This window comes from Streptomyces sp. NPDC050263, assembly GCF_040655955.1.
Taxonomy (GTDB): domain Bacteria; phylum Actinomycetota; class Actinomycetes; order Streptomycetales; family Streptomycetaceae; genus Streptomyces.
Map to the genome: position 1 here is coordinate 1 of NZ_JBFAKW010000184.1, position 15,192 is coordinate 15,192.

The window sequence follows — 15,192 nt, forward strand, 5'->3', positions numbered from 1 at the left end:
GACGGGGCACGGGGGGGGCGAGCCGGGCCGCCGCACGCGGTACGGGCGGCGGCCGCGGCTTCGCTATCGCAACCGGCATGGCTCAGGCCGCGCGTCCGGCGGTCTTCCTGCGGCGCAGGGCGTAGAGGCCGGTGCCGGCGACGGCGAGGACGCCGAGTCCGGCGGCGGTCGCCGAGGGCCCGGCGAGGGCGCCGCCGCCGGTGTGCACCCCGCCGCTGGGCTTTTCGTGACCGCCCCAGGAGTCCTCGTCCTTGCCGGCTTCCTTGTCGGCTTCGTTGTCCGCGTCCGCGTCCCTGAGGGCGCCGCCGCCGGTGTGCACCCCGCCGTGCGGCTTGTCGTGCTCCTCCTTGCTGTAGGAGGAGTCGTCGTGGTCCGTGTCACCGGCGGCCGCGTGGACGCCGGGGGCGCCGACGACGAGGGCGGCACACGCCGCCGCGGTGGCCAGGATCATGCGAGCAGAACGCATCTGATGGTCCTTCCGCCACGGCCGGGCAGCCGACGCCTCGTCAGCTGACAGGACCCGACCGGGACGTGATCCACCGTCAGCCGCCCGCCGCCGCAGCACCACTCGGGACGTTCACACGGGTGAAGCCCACGGGAACCGCACGGGATGGGAACGGGATCAGCCGAGCGCCAGCCCGGTGTTCAGGACCTGACGCAGCGTCGACTCGGGGGCCGGGTCCGGACCCGGCGACCGCCAGGCGACGAACCCGTCGGGACGGACGAGCACCGCGCCCCCGCGGACCGTGCCGTGGCGCTCCGCCCAGTCGGCGTCGCCCTCCGGCACCAGGTCGGCCCCGGAGCCGGCGCCCACCCGGTACGACCTGAGCGGGAGGACCAGCTCCTCGGCGAGGGCTTCGGCGGCCTCGTGCCAGCCGCTCGGCCCGTCGGCGTCGCTGAGCAGCACCAGGGACCGCTCGTAGAGGTCGAGCGTGGAGATCCGCTCGTCGCCGCGCCGCACCCACAGGTGCGGCGCCCTGCTGCCGGGCTCGCCGGTCAGGTCGAGGCCCTCCGGAACGACCGGGGAGGCGGGATCGGCGCCGACCACGGCGCCCTGCGGGTAGCGGTAGCCGAGGGCCACGTTGAGGATGCCGCGCTGGGGACCGCCTCCGCCGCCCGCGCCGGGCGGCGGCGCGAATCCGGGGTGGCTGTGCTCCGCCGACCGGACGGCGGCCCGGGCGCTGGTGGCCTCCGCGACGGGGCGGCGCTCGGCGTCGTAGCTGTCCAGCAGGCGCTCCCCCGCCCAGCCGTCGATGACCGCGGCCAGCTTCCAGGCGAGGTTGTGGGCGTCCTGGATACCGGTGTTGGAGCCGAAGGCCCCGGTCGGGGACATCTCGTGGGCCGAGTCGCCGGCGAGGAACACGCGCCCCGAGCGGTAGCTGCGGGCGACGCGCTGGGCGGCGTGCCAGGGCGCCTTGCCGGTGATCTCCACGTCGAGGTCGGCGACCCCGACCGCCCGCCGGATGTGCTCGACGCACCGCTCGTCGGTGAACTCCTCCAGGGTTTCGCCCTGTTCGGGGTGCCAGGGGGCGTGGAAGACCCAGTTCTCTCGGTTGTCCACCGGCAGCAGGGCGCCGTCGGCGTCCGGGCTGGTCAGGTAGCAGACGATGAAGCGGCGGTCGCCCACGACCTCGGCGAGGCCGCGGGAGCGGAAGGTCAGGCTGACGTTGTGGAACAGGTCGCCGGGGCCGCTCTGGCCGATGCCGAGCTGCTCGCGGACGGGGCTGCGGGGGCCGTCGGCGGCGACGAGGTAGTCCGCGCGGACGGTGAGGTGCTCGCCGGTGTCCCGGCTCTTCGCCACGGCGGTGACGCCTTGGGGGTCGGCCTCGAACGACATCAGCTCGGTGGAGAACCGGAGGTCCCCGCCGAGCCGCTCGGCGTGGTCGAGCAGGACCGGCTCCAGGTCGTTCTGGCTGCACAGGCACCAGGCGCTGGGGCTGAAGCGGGCCAGTCCGCCGCCCGGGTCGATGTCCTTGAACAGCCACTCCCCCGCGTCGCCGACCAGGGTGGGCGCCTGCAGGATGCCGTGGTTGTCGGCCAGCGTGGCGGCCGCGTCCTGGATGGCCCGCTCGACCCCGGCCACCCGGAACAGCTCCATCGTGCGGACGTTGTTGCCGCGGCCGCGTGGGTGGATGGAGGTGCCGGAGTGGCGCTCCAGCAGCACGTGCGGCACCCCCAGCCTGCCCAGGAACAGCGAGGTCGCCAGACCGACCAGGGAGCCGCCGACGATGAGGACCGGGACCCTGAGGGTGCGGGGACCGGCCTCTTCGGCTCGTTCGTTCATCACTCTCGCCTCCAGCGCGTCGTGTCCGCCGACCCGGCCGGATACGGCGGAGATCCTCATGCATGCCCCGTGGAGCTGACGGTGCTTCAGGCTTCACCCGCCTGCGTCGCGCCGCCGGCGGGCCGACCCCCGGCCGGGACGGGCCGGACGGAACCGGTGGAAACCCTGAGCACCGGGCACGGCTCGGGCTAGCCTCGATCTCCCGTCCAGTGCGAACTGACTTACGACGAACATCACTTCGGGAGTTCCGTGTCCGACCAGTTGCCGCCCCCGCCGAACCCCGCGGCGAACCCCTTGGCGAACCCTTTGGCGAACCCCGTGGCGAACGAGGGCGCCGCGCTCCGGCAGACCGGCGCGGCTCCGCTTCGGATCGGCGACCCGGGCCGCGTCGGCCCCTTCGTACCGGTGGCGCTGCTGGGCAGCGGCGGGATGGGGCGCGTCTATCTGGCGCGGGCCGCGGACGACGGTCCCGGGCTGTTCGCGGTGAAGGTGATCCGGCCGGAGTACGCCGAGGACGTCCGGTTCCAGCGCCGGTTCGAACGCGAGGCGTCGGTGCACGGCCGGCTCGGTCCGCCGCACGCGCCGAGGTTATGCGGCACCGGCTGGGACGACCGGCTGCTGTGGATGGCCACCGAGTACGTCCCCGGGCTGGACCTGGCCGACGCCGTGCGCGGGGGCGGCGCGCTGCCGGCGGCCACGGTGTGGCGGCTGGTGGCCGAGCTGGGCCGGGCGCTCACCGCCCTCGCCGCCGTGGGAGTCGTCCACCGGGACCTGAAGCCGTCCAACGTACTGCTGTCGCCGCAGGGCGCGCATGTGATCGACTTCGGGATCTCCAAGGCGCTGGACGCGAGCGCCATCACCGGCACGGGCAACCGGGTCGGCACCGCGGCCTACATGTCGCCGGAGTACCTGCGCACGGGCCACTGCGACACGGCGTCGGACGTGTTCTCACTGGCCGGCTCCCTGCTCTACGCGGCCACCGGGCGGGCCCCCTTCGGCGACGGCACCGGTGTCGACGTCATGCACCGCGTGGCGTTCGAGCAGCCGAACCCGGAGGTGACCGGCGCGGTCTCGGAGGTCGACCCGGAGCTGGGGGCGCTGCTGACCGCCTGTCTGGCGAAGGAGCCCGAGCGGCGCCCGACCCCACGGCAGCTGATCGACACGGCCGGTGCGCGTGCCTCGGCCCCCGGCTGGCCGGAACCGCTGCACGGCCAGGTGCTGGCCCGGCAGCGCGCGTACGAGACGCTGTGCCGCCTGCCCGTGGAGCGGGCGGAACGCCTGCAGCCGTCGGACGACAGGGTGAAGCCGGTACCGGCGTCCCCGCAGCAGAGCCCCGCACCCGAGGCCCCGACGCCCGCGCCGTCCGCCGTAGCGCCCACCTCGACCACGGCGGTGCGGCCGCCGGTGCGCCGGAAGCGGATCCTGGCCGCCGCGGCGGGCACCGCCCTGTGCGCCGTCGCCGCGGGCGCCTTCGTGCTCATCCGCACGGACGGCCCCGCCGGCGCCGCCGCGCCGGAGGCCGTCGCGTCGGCCGACGGCACCCGCACCGGGGAGCCGTCCGGCGACGACGGTTCGTCAGGCGCCCCCGTCGCCACGGCCCGGACCTCCGCCCCGGGCGCGTCCGACAGCCTCGCCGACGTCACGGACGACGCCGTCGACCCGTCGCCCGAAGCCTTCGTCACCGCCACGGACGGCGCACGGACCACCCCCGCCGCCCCCGTCGGCGACACCAGCCCCTCCGCCGACCCGGTCACGACCGCGCCCGGCGCCCCGGCCTGGATCACCGACTGCACGTACTACGCGGGCAACGGCCGCACCGACCTGGGAGACAGCGGCAACCGGGTCGTACAACTCCAGTGCATGCTCACCAGACGCGGCTACGCCGTGGGCGGTTCGGGCGTCGACGGCGACTTCGGCCCCGACACGGAGACGGCGGTCCGCAGCTTCCAGAGCGACAAGGGACTGGCGGTCGACGGCATCGTCGGCAAGAACACCTGGGGCGCGCTGCGCGCCTCCGACTGACGTCCGAGCGGTCGACGGGCGCTCAGCGGCCGATGTAGAAGCGGACGGTCGTGCCGTCGTCGCCGGTGTGCAGGCGCACCAGGTCGGTCACGCAGTGGACCAGCAGCAGACCGCGGCCGCCGATCTGACCGCGGGCGGGCGTGCGGCGCCCGGCCAGCGGATCGGCCAGCCGGCCCGCGTCACGGACCTCGCAGACGACCTGTCCGGCCTCGGCCCAGACGGCGAGGGTGCCCCGTCCGTCGCCGTGCACCACGCTGTTGGTGGTCAGTTCCGCCGCCGCCAGCTCGGCGTCCGCCAGCCGCTGCCCCGCGAGGCCCAGTCGCCCGGCCTGGCCGACGGCGAAGGCACGCACCGCGAACAGGTCGTCGGGGCCGAAGGAGAACACGGCGGCGTCCGGCGCGGGCACCAGCGCCTCGTTGTAGCGGGCGAGGACGGAGGGCCAGTCGTAGACGTCGCTGGCCCGTTCCGCGCCGTCGGCGATGACGGTCGGGTGGGTGATCCGCGCATCGGCCAGGACCCGCTCGTCCAGCCGGGTCGCGTCGTAGGGGCACAGGATGGTGACCGACCGGCCTTCGAAGGCCGCGTTGATCAGCGCCTCGTGCTGCGCGCACGCCGGATACTCCACCGCGCTGCGGCCCGCCCAGACCGGCTCGCCGATGATCCGCACCCGGCCGCGCGGATGGGCGTCGGCGAACGCGCGCAGCACCGTGGGGATGATCCGGCCCGGGTTGCGGCCCGCCTCGGCCATGTCCAGCAGACGGACTCCGCGGGCGTCGGCGCCCAGTCCCACGGCGATCAGCTCCAGGTGGGGGCCGGGCACCGCGACCGCCACCGGCTCGCCGACGTCCAGGCCCTCCTGAACGAACGACACCGTCCGGTCCACGTACTCCTGTTCGGTGCGGTAGAGCAGCGCGGGGTGCAGCAGCCCGAGCCCGTCGACTCCCTGCGAGGCGTCCACCACCCGCGGCCTCCTTCGGTATCGGCCTGCGCCCACCGAAAGCAGCGTAACGCCGCTCCGCAGGGCGGCAGGTGGATCTCCGGGGCGGGACGTAGCGTGGCGGGTACAGCAAGGCGGACGCGGACGACGGCCGAACCCATGGTGACGTGATGTGTTGGAGTGCGACGGCCGATCTGGTGGCGGGCGCCGGGGTGGCGGCCGTCGGAGTGGCCTGTGTGACGGGTGCGCGCGACAGCCGGGACCTTCCGCTGGCGGCGCTGCCGCTGCTGCTCGGGGCGCACCAGATCGTGGAGGCGATGGTCTGGGACTCGGGCGGCGGCAGCGGAGCGGCCACCGTCCTGTGGGCCGTGATGGCGATGCCGCTGCTGACGGTGTGGGTGCCGGCGGCGGTGTGGTGCGCCGCCCCGCCGTCCGCACGGCGCAGGCTGACGGTGCTGTTCGCGGTCGGCGTCGTGAGCGCCGCGGCGCTCGCGCACGGGATCGCCGTCGGCCCGGTGACGGCCGAGATCCGCGGTCGCACGGTCGGCTACACCCTCGACCTTCCGCACCCCGCGTTGCTCGTCGCGGGCTATCTCCTGGCCACCGTCGGCTCGCTGCTGCTCTCCGGCGACCGGGGGCTGCTGGTCCTGGGGGTGGTGGTCGGCGTGGGCGCGGCGGTCTGCTTCACGCTGTGGCGGCTGGAGTTCGTCTCGACCTGGTGTGCGTTCGCGGCCCTGTGGTCGGTGCTGCTGCTCGGCTGGATCCGCCGCCGGAGGCCCATAGAGGTGATGTGAGTCACATCCTACGATGACTGCAACTTTGATTGAAAGTTTTGTCATCTAGGCTCACAAATCCTTCCGCCCCTCAGCAGGCAACTGGAGCGTTCCTCCATGACCGACCGGTCCACTGCCGTGTCCGCCCCGGCCTCCGCCACGGCCGAGTACGCCCGCGTCTACGAAGAGCAGCAGCCGCGCCTCGTCGCCTACGCCCGCTCCCTCACCAGGAACGCCTGGACCGCCGAAGACCTCGTCGCCGAGGCGCACTTCCGCGTGTGGCGGCGACTGGCCGAGGGGCACGAGATCGACAACGTGCCGGCGTACCTGAGGACGACCGTGCGCCATCTCGCGATCGCCTCGGGAACCGCGGTGCGCGAGACGCCGCGGGATCCGCACACCGAGGACCGGGCCGAGACGGGCGCGCACGGCGAGGACCCGGCCGAGCAGGTGTCCTCGGTCGACCTGGTCGTGCGGGTGCTGGGCCAACTGCCCGAGCGCTGGGTGAAGGCGCTGTGGCTCGCGGAGGCGGAGGGCCAACCGCTGGCGGCGATCGGTCCGCAGCTCGGCACGAAGGACGGCGCGACGGCCGTGCTGCTGCACCGCGCGCGGGAAGGCATGCGGCAGGCCTTCCTGCGGGCCCAGACCGGAGCCCCGGAGGACCCCGCGTGCCAGGTCCACTGGGCCCGGATGCCCGCGTACGTGCGCGGCGCCGCGACCGCGCGCCAGGGCGAGCGGCTGCTCGGCCATGTGGACGCGTGCGACGACTGCCGTCAGACGCTCGCCGCGCTGATGCTCACCAACGACCGGCTTCCCGCGCTCGTCGGACCGGCCCTGCTGGTCTTCGCGCTGGGCGGCACCGGCAAGTTCCTCCTGGGCTTCGTCGCGGGGTCGGCCGGTGCGGCGACGGCCGCGGCGGGCGCCGCGGGCGGGCACGGCGCCGGGTTGCTGCACGGGGTGCGCCAGGCCGCGATCGGCGGCTCGAAGGCGCCCGTGACGGCGACGGCCGGCGCGCTCGCGGCGGGCGCCGCGGCGGTCTGCCTCATCCTCGGCGGGGCCGACGCCGCTCCGATACCCGGGCAGCGCCCCCCGGTGGCCGAGGCGCCCACGCTGCGGGTGCCGGTGGCCGAGGAGCCGCCGACGCAGACCGTCGTCCGGGCCGAGGCCGCCGAGGACCGCGGCCCGTCCGCGCCGGCAGCCGGACCAGGGCAGACGGCCCCGGCCCGGAAGGCCGTCACGAACGCGCCCGCCACACCCTCGGACACCGCCGGAACCGACGACACCGACGACGCTTCCGGCGGAACGGGAACCCCCCTCCCGCAGGCTCCCGACGGGGACTCGGCCGAGAAGCCCGCGCAGCCCGAGGACCCGGCTCCGTCGGCCGACGAGGACACGCCAAAAGCACCGAAGCCCCCCGCCCCGGCCCCCGAGACCCCGGAACCCCAAGCACCGGAACCCGAGACTCCGCAGACGACGGACCCGGACCCCGGCACCGTGGACGACGGCGACGACGAGGGCCCCGCGGCCGACGAACCCGGCTGCGCGACCGGCGCACGGGACTCCGGCACCGGACACGGCGCGGGCCACGGCGGCAGACGGAACCGGAGTGCCCACACGTCCGTCACGACCACGACACAGGATGTCGAAACGTCCCTACAAACCCGGTGACATCATCGACGCGCGGCTCCGCGGTCATGCCGCCGGAGCGCGCTGCCGAGCCGCCGCTCCGACCGCCACCGTCCTGTTCGACGCCCTGTTCGCCGCCGGCGCGGACGGCTCACAGGGGGCGGCGGACGGTGGTCAGCCGTTGGAGTAGCGGCCCGCCTGGGCGAGGATCGCCTCCGGGTCGTCGGTCGGCGGGTAGATCCAGAGCGCGTTGATGTTGTGCTTGAGCGTCTTGGCCTCCTCACCGGTCAGCGCGATCTCGCGGTCCCAGCCCTGGGTGAAAACGGCGCCGGCGGGGCCGAGGTCGAGGCACGTGACGTAAGGGTCGGCGGTGAAGGGCAGCGGGGCGGTGCCCAGCAGGTCGGCCGCCACGTTGTGGCCGGCGAACTTGCCCATGGGCAGGGCGTGCTGGCAGGACTGCGTCGCGGAGTGACCGTCCTCCACGGCGGCCAGCGCGGTGTCGCCGGCCGCGTAGACGTCGGGCACGCCGACGACCCGCAGGTGCTCGTCCACGGTCAGTCGGCCCAACCGGTCGCGCTCACCGGGGATCTGGGCCGTGAGCGGGCTCGCGGCCATGCCGGCCGTCCACACGACGGTCGCAGCGGGGATCACTTCGCCGTCCGAGAGCGTGACCTCCTGGCCGGTCACCGATGCCACGGTGCGGCCCAGCCGACGCTCGATCTTCAGCTCGTCGAAGGCGTCCTCGATGTTCGGGCGTGGGCCCGGGCCGAGTTCCGGGCCCACGACGTCGGCGCGGTCGACCATGACGACCCGGACGTCCTCGGCGCCGAGGTGGCGGTCGGCGATGGCCTGGAGGCGTCCGCTCAGTGCGGTGGCGATCTCCACGCCGGTGAAGCCGGCGCCGACGACGACGGCCGTGAAGCGGCCCTGCGAGGGGCTCCGGCCGGGCAGCCGTCGCACGTGGTTGTCGAGCGCGGCCGCCGCGGAGAGAGTGTCGACGTCGAAGATCTCCTGCGCGCCCGGGAAGTCGGGCCGCACGACCTGGCTGCCCGTGGCCAGCACCAGCTTGTCGTAGGAGAGGTCCAGTTCCTCGCCCGAACGTCCGAGGGCACGCACGGTGTGCGCCTCGGTGTCGATCCCGGTGACGGTCGCCGTGATGCGGCGGACGCCGATCGGGCCGAGGACGCGGTCGAGGGCGACCCGCATGCCGTCGGGGGCGTCCTCGTAGAGGCGGGGGCGCATGACCAGATCGTCGCCGCCGCTGACGAGGGTCACCCGCAGTTCGTCACCGGGGGCGCCGGCCTCCCGGGCGGCGCGCACGGCTCCTGCCGCACTCCACACGCCGGCGAAGCCGCCACCGATGATCAGGACATCCTTCATGAACTTCTCCGTTTTCGAAGCCGAAGCGATGAGCCGGTGCGCCACGGGCCGGTGCGCCATGAACGGGGGTTTTCCATGGACAGGGGCGCCGTGGGCAGGGGCTGTCTACTGCGGCGGCCTCACACAGGGCCCGCACCGCACATCCTGGACGCTACATATCCTGGATATTTGATGTCAAGATTTTCAACGGCGACGCCCGGTCGGCGCCATGCCTCGATCATGGCCATGCAATGTCCACGATCGTGGACATGTAATGTCCGTAATATGCGAATGGCTAAAGGTGTCGAGTGGGCTCTGCACACCCTGTTGAACCTGGACATGATCGGCGGCGGCCCGGTGGGCAGCGGCCAGCTCGCCGAGGCCCACGGCCTGTCCGCCTCCTACCTCAACAAGCAGTTGCAGCAGCTCGCCCGGGCCGGGCTCGTGGTCTCCGTGCCGGGGCCGCGCGGGGGTTTCCGACTGGCCAGACCCCTCGAGGACATCACCCTCCTGGACGTGGTGGAGGCCATCGAGGGGAGCACGAAGATCTTTCACTGCACCGAGATCCGCTGCGGCGGCAGAATCGGCGCACTGTCACCGCCGCCCACGGGCGCCTGTGCGGTCAACGCGGCCATGCGTCGCGCGGAACAGGCGTGGTACCAGGCACTGGCCGCCCAGACCCTCGCCGAGATCAGGGCGGAGGTCGACAGCCCGTCGGTCCGCCAGATCGTGCGCTCCGCGCTGGAATGACCGCACAGTCCGGTCCGACCATCCCCTCGGCCGGCTCGGCCGCCCGGGCAGGGACGTCGAAGCCTGCCACCACGCCATGGCGAAGGACGCGGGCTCCGGCGCGTCCATGCGTGCACCACGAACATACCGTGTGACTCAACACCTTGTCACACGGATCCAGGTCTCCCCGGTCATCTTCTGGACGTGGTGTGCTCAACCATGTTCTGTCCGTCCATGGTTGAGCACCACATGGATCGGGCCGCCTGCCGCATGGACCCTTGATTCCGACACCGTTTCACGACCGCACCGGGGAGCCTGCGATGAAAGAAGCGAAAGAGACGACCGTGCCCGATCTGCGCGGAAAGCTGGCCGTGGTGACGGGGGCGAGCGACGGTGTGGGGCTGGCGCTGGCCGGACGGCTCGCCCGCGCCGGCGCCGAAGTGGTGCTGCCGGTCCGCAACCCGGCCAAGGGCGCCGCCGTACAGACGCGGTTGGCGGTCGCGCTGCTGGGCGACGAGACGGCCTTCACGGGACCGGCCCGCAGTGCGCACTACCGCTGGTTCACCGATCCCGCCTCCCGGCTGATCCATCCCGAGAGCGACCACGCCGCGCAGAGCCGTCTGCTGGTGGCGAATCTGCAAGGCGCGTACGGCCGGGACGGGGCCGGCTCGCGCACCGCCGACCTCGTCGACACGCTCCGGGCGGCCGACCCGGAGTTCACGGCGCTCTGGAGTGAGCACCCGGTGCTCGGACCGTACTGCGCGGCCAACCGTTTCCGGCACTCGAAGGTGGGGCCCCTCGAACTGCACTGTCAGACACTCGTCGACCCCGACCAGTCACAACGTCTTGTGGTGTTCACCGCGATACCGGGCACGGAGAGCCACGAGAGCCTCAGGAGCCCCCTAGGGGGCTGAAGGTCGGACACCCGGCGACTCGGCGGCCGTGCGGCCGGGCGCAACCTGCGAGAACGGGTGAATGAGACGCACGTCACATCGGGCTGCCTGTCACAGATCGTGGGGTGATCCCGGTCAGTAGTGTGTATCCGCAACACGGCAAGGAGAGAACACCGTGGAATCGCGTCTCAACTACTTCGGCCACCCCCTCGCGGGCAAGGTGCTGAGGCACATCAACTCGGCGGCAAAGCTGGTCGCCGACTCGACGCTGCCGGCCGCCACCCAGGAGCTGGTGAAGATCCGCGCCAGCCAGATCAACGGCTGCGGCTTCTGCACCGACATGCACACCAAGGAAGCCACGCTCGCCGGTGAGAGCGCACAGCGTCTGCACCTGGTCGCGGCCTGGCGGGAGGCGACGGTGTTCACCGACGCCGAGCGCGCCGCCCTGGAGGTGGCCGAGCAGGGCACCCGCACCGCCGACGCCGCCGGCGGCGTCACCGACGAGGCCTGGGCGAACGCGGTCAAGTACTACGACGAGGACCAGCTCGTGGCTCTGGTCTCCCTCATCGCCGTCATCAACTCCTACAACCGGATCAACCTCATCATCCAGCAGCCTGCGGGCGACTACCAGCCCGGCCAGTTCGGCTGACCGGCCCGTCGGCGTCGGCCGGGCCGACGGTCACGCACGGTCCGTCTCCACGCCGCCCCGACCGACGGCGGGAGACGGACTCTCACACGAAGGAAGGGTTTGTCGTGTCGTACCCTCCGCTGGTCTGTACGGGCGAAAACGTGGACGAGGAACGCACGACGTTCTTCGACAAGCACGACTCCTCTTTCATGGAGTAGCCGATGACACGCCGAATCGCACCGACGGGCTTGAACTCCCTTCCCCGTCCCGTGGCTGTGGTGGTGGGCGCCGGTGGTGTGCTCGGAGCGACGCACGTCGGCGTCGGATACGCGCTGGAGCAGCGCGGATTCGCCCCGGACATGATCATCGGAACCTCGGTGGGCGCGCTCAACGGGGCGATCGCGGCCGCGCATCCCCACAGCGCCGCGCCGTGGCTGGACCAGGTGTGGACCCAGCTGCGTCGCCGTCAGGTGTATCCGCTCGGCTATCTGTCCTCGCGGGCCAGCGTGTTCACCGACCGAGGTCTGCGTCGGCTGATCGCCGGAGCCGGGCTGCCGTCGCGGATCGAGCAGTTGTCCGTCCCGTTCACCGCGGTGGCGATGGACCTCGTCACCGGCGATCCGGTGCTGCTCGACCACGGTGACCTGGAGTCCGCGCTGCTGGCGAGCGCGGCCATTCCCGGCATGCTGCCCCCCGTGGAACGTGCGGGCCGGACCCTCGTCGACGGCGGGGTGATCGCCTATGTCCCGGTGCTGGCGGCCAGGCAGGCGGGGGCGGCCAGCGTGGTCGTCGTGTCGGCCGGGCCGGAGAGCTCGCCGCTGAGCCCCACCTTCTCGCGCCGGAGCGCGGCCGCGATCGCGTCCCGGGCCGGGCTGCTTCTGTTGCACCATCAGATCGAGCGTGACCTGCACGAGGTGTCCGAGCACATCCCGACCGTCGTGCTGCCGACCGGCGTGGAGGCCTGGCCGGCTCCGTGGGACTTCGGCCACTCCAAGCGGCTGATCAGCACCGCCGCCCTCGCCGCGGGGCGCTTCCTCGACGGACTGCACATCAGCGGACCGGGCCTGTACCGGGTGGACGATCCGCCGACGGCACCGGCCGGCCCCGGCGACGCATCGACTTCTTCCGCACTGGAGGTAGGCCCGTGAGCACCATCTCGTTCCTCAACATCGGCATGCACGGACGCGTGAACCCGACGCTGCCGGTCGTCGCCGAGCTCGTCCGGCGCGGCCACACCGTCACCTACCACACGTCGCCCAGCTTCGCTGCCGAGATCGAGGCGACCGGTGCGAAGGTGTGCCTCTACCCCGGGGGCGACCAGCCGATCGCCGATCCGCCCATGCCGGTCACACTGGTGGAGGGGATCGCGCGGACCGCCGTCCGGGTGCTGCCCACGGTGCTCGCCGAGCTGCGCGGCATCCGACCCGATCTGATCGTCCATGACAACGCCTGTCTGTGGGGCGCGATCGCCGCCCGCGAACTGCGGGTGCCGGCGGCGTCGTCGTGCACCACGTTCGCCTACAACCGGCAGGTGCCCAGCCCCACCGGCGCCTCCTGGAGCCTGTTCGCCGCCGGGACGGCTCGGCCCCGCAACGTGCAGGGCTATGTGCGGGCGCGCCGGGAACTGCACCGCCGCTACAACGCGCACGGGCTGCCCCTGGTCGACATGGGCAACATCCGGGCGCCGCTCAATCTGGTCTACACCTCACGGGCGTTCCAGCCCGCCGCCGACGAGTTCGACGACTCCTTCAAGTTCGTCGGCCCGAGCCTCGGCGCCCGTCCGCTCGACCCGTCGTTCCGGATCGAGCGGCTGCACGACCCGGTGCTGTACGCCTCGCTGGGCACGGTGTTCAACTCCGACCCGCAGCTGCTGCGCACCTTCGCCACCGCGCTCGAACCGCTCGGCGGAACCGTGATCGTCTCCACCGGGCAGACCGATCCCGAGGCGCTGGGCCCGTTGCCCGCCAACGTGCTCGCCCTGCACTCCGTGCCGCAGCCGGAGGTGCTGGCCCGGGCGGCGCTGTTCATCACCCACGGCGGGATGAACAGCGCCAACGAGGCCATGTACGCCGGGGTTCCGATGCTGGTGGTCCCGCAGGGCGCCGACCAGCCGCTGGTGGCCCGGCGGGTCGTCGAGCTCGGCGCGGGCCTGTCGATCCGTACCCAGGACGTCGCCAAGGGCACCGTGCGCTCCCTCGCCCGGCGGCTGCTCCACGAGCCGCGGTTCCGGGCGGCCGCGGCCACCCTGCAGGCCGCTCAGCAGGAGGCGGGCGGGTATCGGCACGCGGCGGACGAGCTCGAGCAGTACCTGCGCACGGCCGGCTCGGGCAACCCGTCGGCGCCCGTCGATCCAGCGCAGCGAGGCTGAGCGATGTCCCTCGCCGTATTCGCCCTGCTGCTGTTCTCCGGGATGTCGGAGGCGGCCGGGCGCATCCTGCCGGTCGTGGCGCGCCGGCCCGGCATGTCGCGGCCCGTGGTGGCCGGACTGCTGCTGGCCGGCGGCCTCGTCGAGGCCGCGGTGTTCGCGCTGTGGCCGCTGACCGCGTGGACGCTGGCCGAGCTGGTGGTGTCCCCCGCGCCGACGGGCGACGCGCTCGTGTGGACGCCGGGCCTGCTCGCCCCGCTGCTGCTCTGCGCCGTCCTGGCGTTCCCGTTGCTCGGCCCGCTGCTCCATCTGGTGCTCTTCGTGGGCGTCGGGGCCGGTCTGGCCGAGGCGCTCGCGGAGGCGACCGAGCTGGGCTGGTGGGGCGCCGCCGGGTGCGTGGCCGTCGCCGGGGCCGTGCTCAGCGCCGCGGTGGAGACCGTCCGTCGACTGGTCGTGAGGATCAGTGCGACCGCGCCGCCGGAGGCGATCGCATGAACCACTTCCTGCTCTGGGTCTTCGCGATCGGGCCGGTTCTGCTGGCCGAGGCCCTGCTGGCCCGCTACGAGGTGCTGGCCTACAGCGCCGGCTGGCGGGCCCCCACCACCAAACTCCCCGAGGGCGTGCCCTACGCCCGGGGCGCGGCCCCCGACACTCCCCCGAGCGCCTACCTGGTCTACCTGGACGGCATCGGCAAACGCCGGGTCCGCGACACCCGGGACGGCGGCCAGCTGGTCAAGGCCCTGCTCGCCGGCGCGCCGGAGCTGCGGGTGCTGGGCCAGGTGCAGCCCTACTCGCCGCTGGCCGACCCGCTCTCCGACCGGCCGGTGTGGATATGGCTGCGCCGCCACATCGGGCTGCTGCTGTTCCTGCACAACGTCATGCAGGTCTTCGTCGCCGCCGACCACCGCTACCGGCCCCTGTACAACCGGGCCGTCGGTTCGCAGATCGCCGCCCAGCTCCGGCTGGCCGGATACCAGCCGGACAGCGGCATCCCCGTGGTGCTGCTCAGCTACAGCGGCGGCGCCCAGGTCGCCACGGGCGCGGTCCACGAGCTGCACACCCAGTTGCGCGCCCCGCTGCTGCTGATCACCCTCGGCGGCTTCCACAACGGGGCCAACGACCTCAGCCAGGTCGCGCAGTTGCACCAGCTGACCAGCGCGTACGACCGGATCGAGCGGGTCGGGACCTGGATCTTCCCGCAGCGCTGGCGGCTGCTGCCGCGCAGCGGCTGGAACCGGGCCCGCCGCGCCGGGAAGATCACCGTGCATCGGCTGGATCCGGCCACGCACCTCGGGCCGCGCAGCTACATCAGCGCGGAGGGCCGACTCCCGGACGGCCAGAGCTATCTCGAACACACCACCGACATCGTGATCGCCGTCATCCGCGCCCAACTCGGCACGAGCGAGGCGACGGACCGCCAGGTGCCTTGAGGCCTCCGCCGCTTCGAAGGGCCGCGTCGAAGGGCCGCGTCGAAGGGCCGGATCGACGGGCCGGATCGACGGGCCGGATCGACGGGCCGGATCGACGGGCCGGATCGACGGGCCGGATCGACGGGCCGCCCACCGAGGCGGGCGGC

Annotated in this window: 15 protein-coding genes; 11 read left to right on the forward strand and 4 right to left on the reverse strand. The window is 73.2% G+C overall.

All coding sequences use genetic code 11. The features are described from left to right. Positions 1-82: 82 nt before the first annotated feature. Complete coding sequence (locus AB0J04_RS42700) at positions 83-466, reverse strand: hypothetical protein (RefSeq protein ID WP_363174102.1); 384 nt, start codon at positions 464-466, stop codon at positions 83-85. A gap of 156 nt (positions 467-622) precedes the next feature. Beyond that, positions 623-2,284, reverse strand: coding sequence for an FAD-dependent monooxygenase (locus AB0J04_RS42705; protein ID WP_363174115.1), 1,662 nt, complete (start codon positions 2,282-2,284; stop codon positions 623-625). Between the two features lie 318 nt (positions 2,285-2,602). Between AB0J04_RS42705 and AB0J04_RS42710 the strand changes: the two genes are divergently transcribed. Continuing rightward, on the forward strand, positions 2,603-4,306 hold the full coding sequence (locus tag AB0J04_RS42710) for a serine/threonine-protein kinase (RefSeq protein WP_363174116.1): 1,704 nt from the start codon (positions 2,603-2,605) through the stop codon (positions 4,304-4,306). Positions 4,307-4,328: 22 nt separating this feature from the next. Here AB0J04_RS42710 and AB0J04_RS42715 read toward each other — a convergent pair whose 3' ends face one another. Beyond that, the gene (locus tag AB0J04_RS42715; RefSeq protein WP_363174103.1) at positions 4,329-5,267 is read right to left on the reverse strand and encodes an anti-sigma factor RsbA family regulatory protein; all 939 of its coding nucleotides are present in this window, start codon (positions 5,265-5,267) and stop codon (positions 4,329-4,331) included. A 146-nt stretch (positions 5,268-5,413) separates the two neighbouring features. Between AB0J04_RS42715 and AB0J04_RS42720 the strand changes: the two genes are divergently transcribed. The 3 genes from AB0J04_RS42720 to AB0J04_RS42730 all read left to right on the forward strand — a co-directional run bounded on the left by AB0J04_RS42720 (position 5,414) and on the right by AB0J04_RS42730 (position 7,832). After that, positions 5,414-6,037 (forward strand): DUF6629 family protein, encoded by a 624-nt coding sequence (locus AB0J04_RS42720; RefSeq protein ID WP_363174104.1) that lies wholly within the window; start codon positions 5,414-5,416, stop codon positions 6,035-6,037. Between the two features lie 96 nt (positions 6,038-6,133). Continuing rightward, complete coding sequence (locus AB0J04_RS42725) at positions 6,134-7,684, forward strand: sigma-70 family RNA polymerase sigma factor (RefSeq protein WP_363174105.1); 1,551 nt, start codon at positions 6,134-6,136, stop codon at positions 7,682-7,684. Beyond that, positions 7,656-7,832 carry a hypothetical protein gene (locus AB0J04_RS42730; RefSeq protein ID WP_363174106.1) on the forward strand — a complete coding sequence of 59 codons (177 nt, stop codon included), beginning with the start codon at positions 7,656-7,658 and terminating at the stop codon, positions 7,830-7,832. The genes AB0J04_RS42725 and AB0J04_RS42730 overlap by 29 nt, the downstream gene beginning before the upstream one ends. Here the strand turns inward: AB0J04_RS42730 and AB0J04_RS42735 are convergent. Beyond that, entirely contained in the window at positions 7,817-9,022 is a 1,206-nt protein-coding gene (locus AB0J04_RS42735; protein WP_363174107.1) for an FAD-dependent oxidoreductase, read from the reverse strand. The two genes, AB0J04_RS42730 and AB0J04_RS42735, sit on opposite strands and share 16 nt — an antisense overlap. Before the next feature lie 270 nt (positions 9,023-9,292). On the opposite strand from AB0J04_RS42735, the gene AB0J04_RS42740 reads away from it, so the two are divergent. From AB0J04_RS42740 to AB0J04_RS42770, 7 genes are all read left to right on the forward strand, one after another. Beyond that, positions 9,293-9,751: an Rrf2 family transcriptional regulator gene (locus AB0J04_RS42740; protein WP_363174108.1), complete on the forward strand. Its 459-nt coding sequence runs from the start codon at positions 9,293-9,295 to the stop codon at positions 9,749-9,751. A gap of 299 nt (positions 9,752-10,050) precedes the next feature. Continuing rightward, the gene (locus tag AB0J04_RS42745; RefSeq protein WP_363174109.1) at positions 10,051-10,644 is read left to right on the forward strand and encodes an SDR family NAD(P)-dependent oxidoreductase; all 594 of its coding nucleotides are present in this window, start codon (positions 10,051-10,053) and stop codon (positions 10,642-10,644) included. Between the two features lie 154 nt (positions 10,645-10,798). Beyond that, a complete protein-coding gene (locus AB0J04_RS42750; RefSeq protein WP_363174110.1) occupies positions 10,799-11,272 on the forward strand; it encodes a carboxymuconolactone decarboxylase family protein in 474 nt (157 codons plus the stop codon). Between the two features lie 200 nt (positions 11,273-11,472). After that, on the forward strand, positions 11,473-12,399 hold the full coding sequence (locus AB0J04_RS42755; RefSeq protein WP_363174111.1) for a patatin-like phospholipase family protein: 927 nt from the start codon (positions 11,473-11,475) through the stop codon (positions 12,397-12,399). Next, positions 12,396-13,619 carry a macrolide family glycosyltransferase gene (locus AB0J04_RS42760; protein ID WP_363174112.1) on the forward strand — a complete coding sequence of 408 codons (1,224 nt, stop codon included), beginning with the start codon at positions 12,396-12,398 and terminating at the stop codon, positions 13,617-13,619. Before AB0J04_RS42755 ends, AB0J04_RS42760 begins: the two co-directional genes overlap by 4 nt. Positions 13,620-13,622: 3 nt before the next feature. Continuing rightward, positions 13,623-14,111 carry a hypothetical protein gene (locus AB0J04_RS42765; RefSeq protein WP_363174113.1) on the forward strand — a complete coding sequence of 163 codons (489 nt, stop codon included), beginning with the start codon at positions 13,623-13,625 and terminating at the stop codon, positions 14,109-14,111. Next, positions 14,108-15,046, forward strand: a complete 939-nt coding sequence (locus tag AB0J04_RS42770) for a hypothetical protein (RefSeq protein ID WP_363174114.1) — start codon at positions 14,108-14,110, stop codon at positions 15,044-15,046. The genes AB0J04_RS42765 and AB0J04_RS42770 overlap by 4 nt, the downstream gene beginning before the upstream one ends. Positions 15,047-15,192 lie beyond the last annotated feature (146 nt).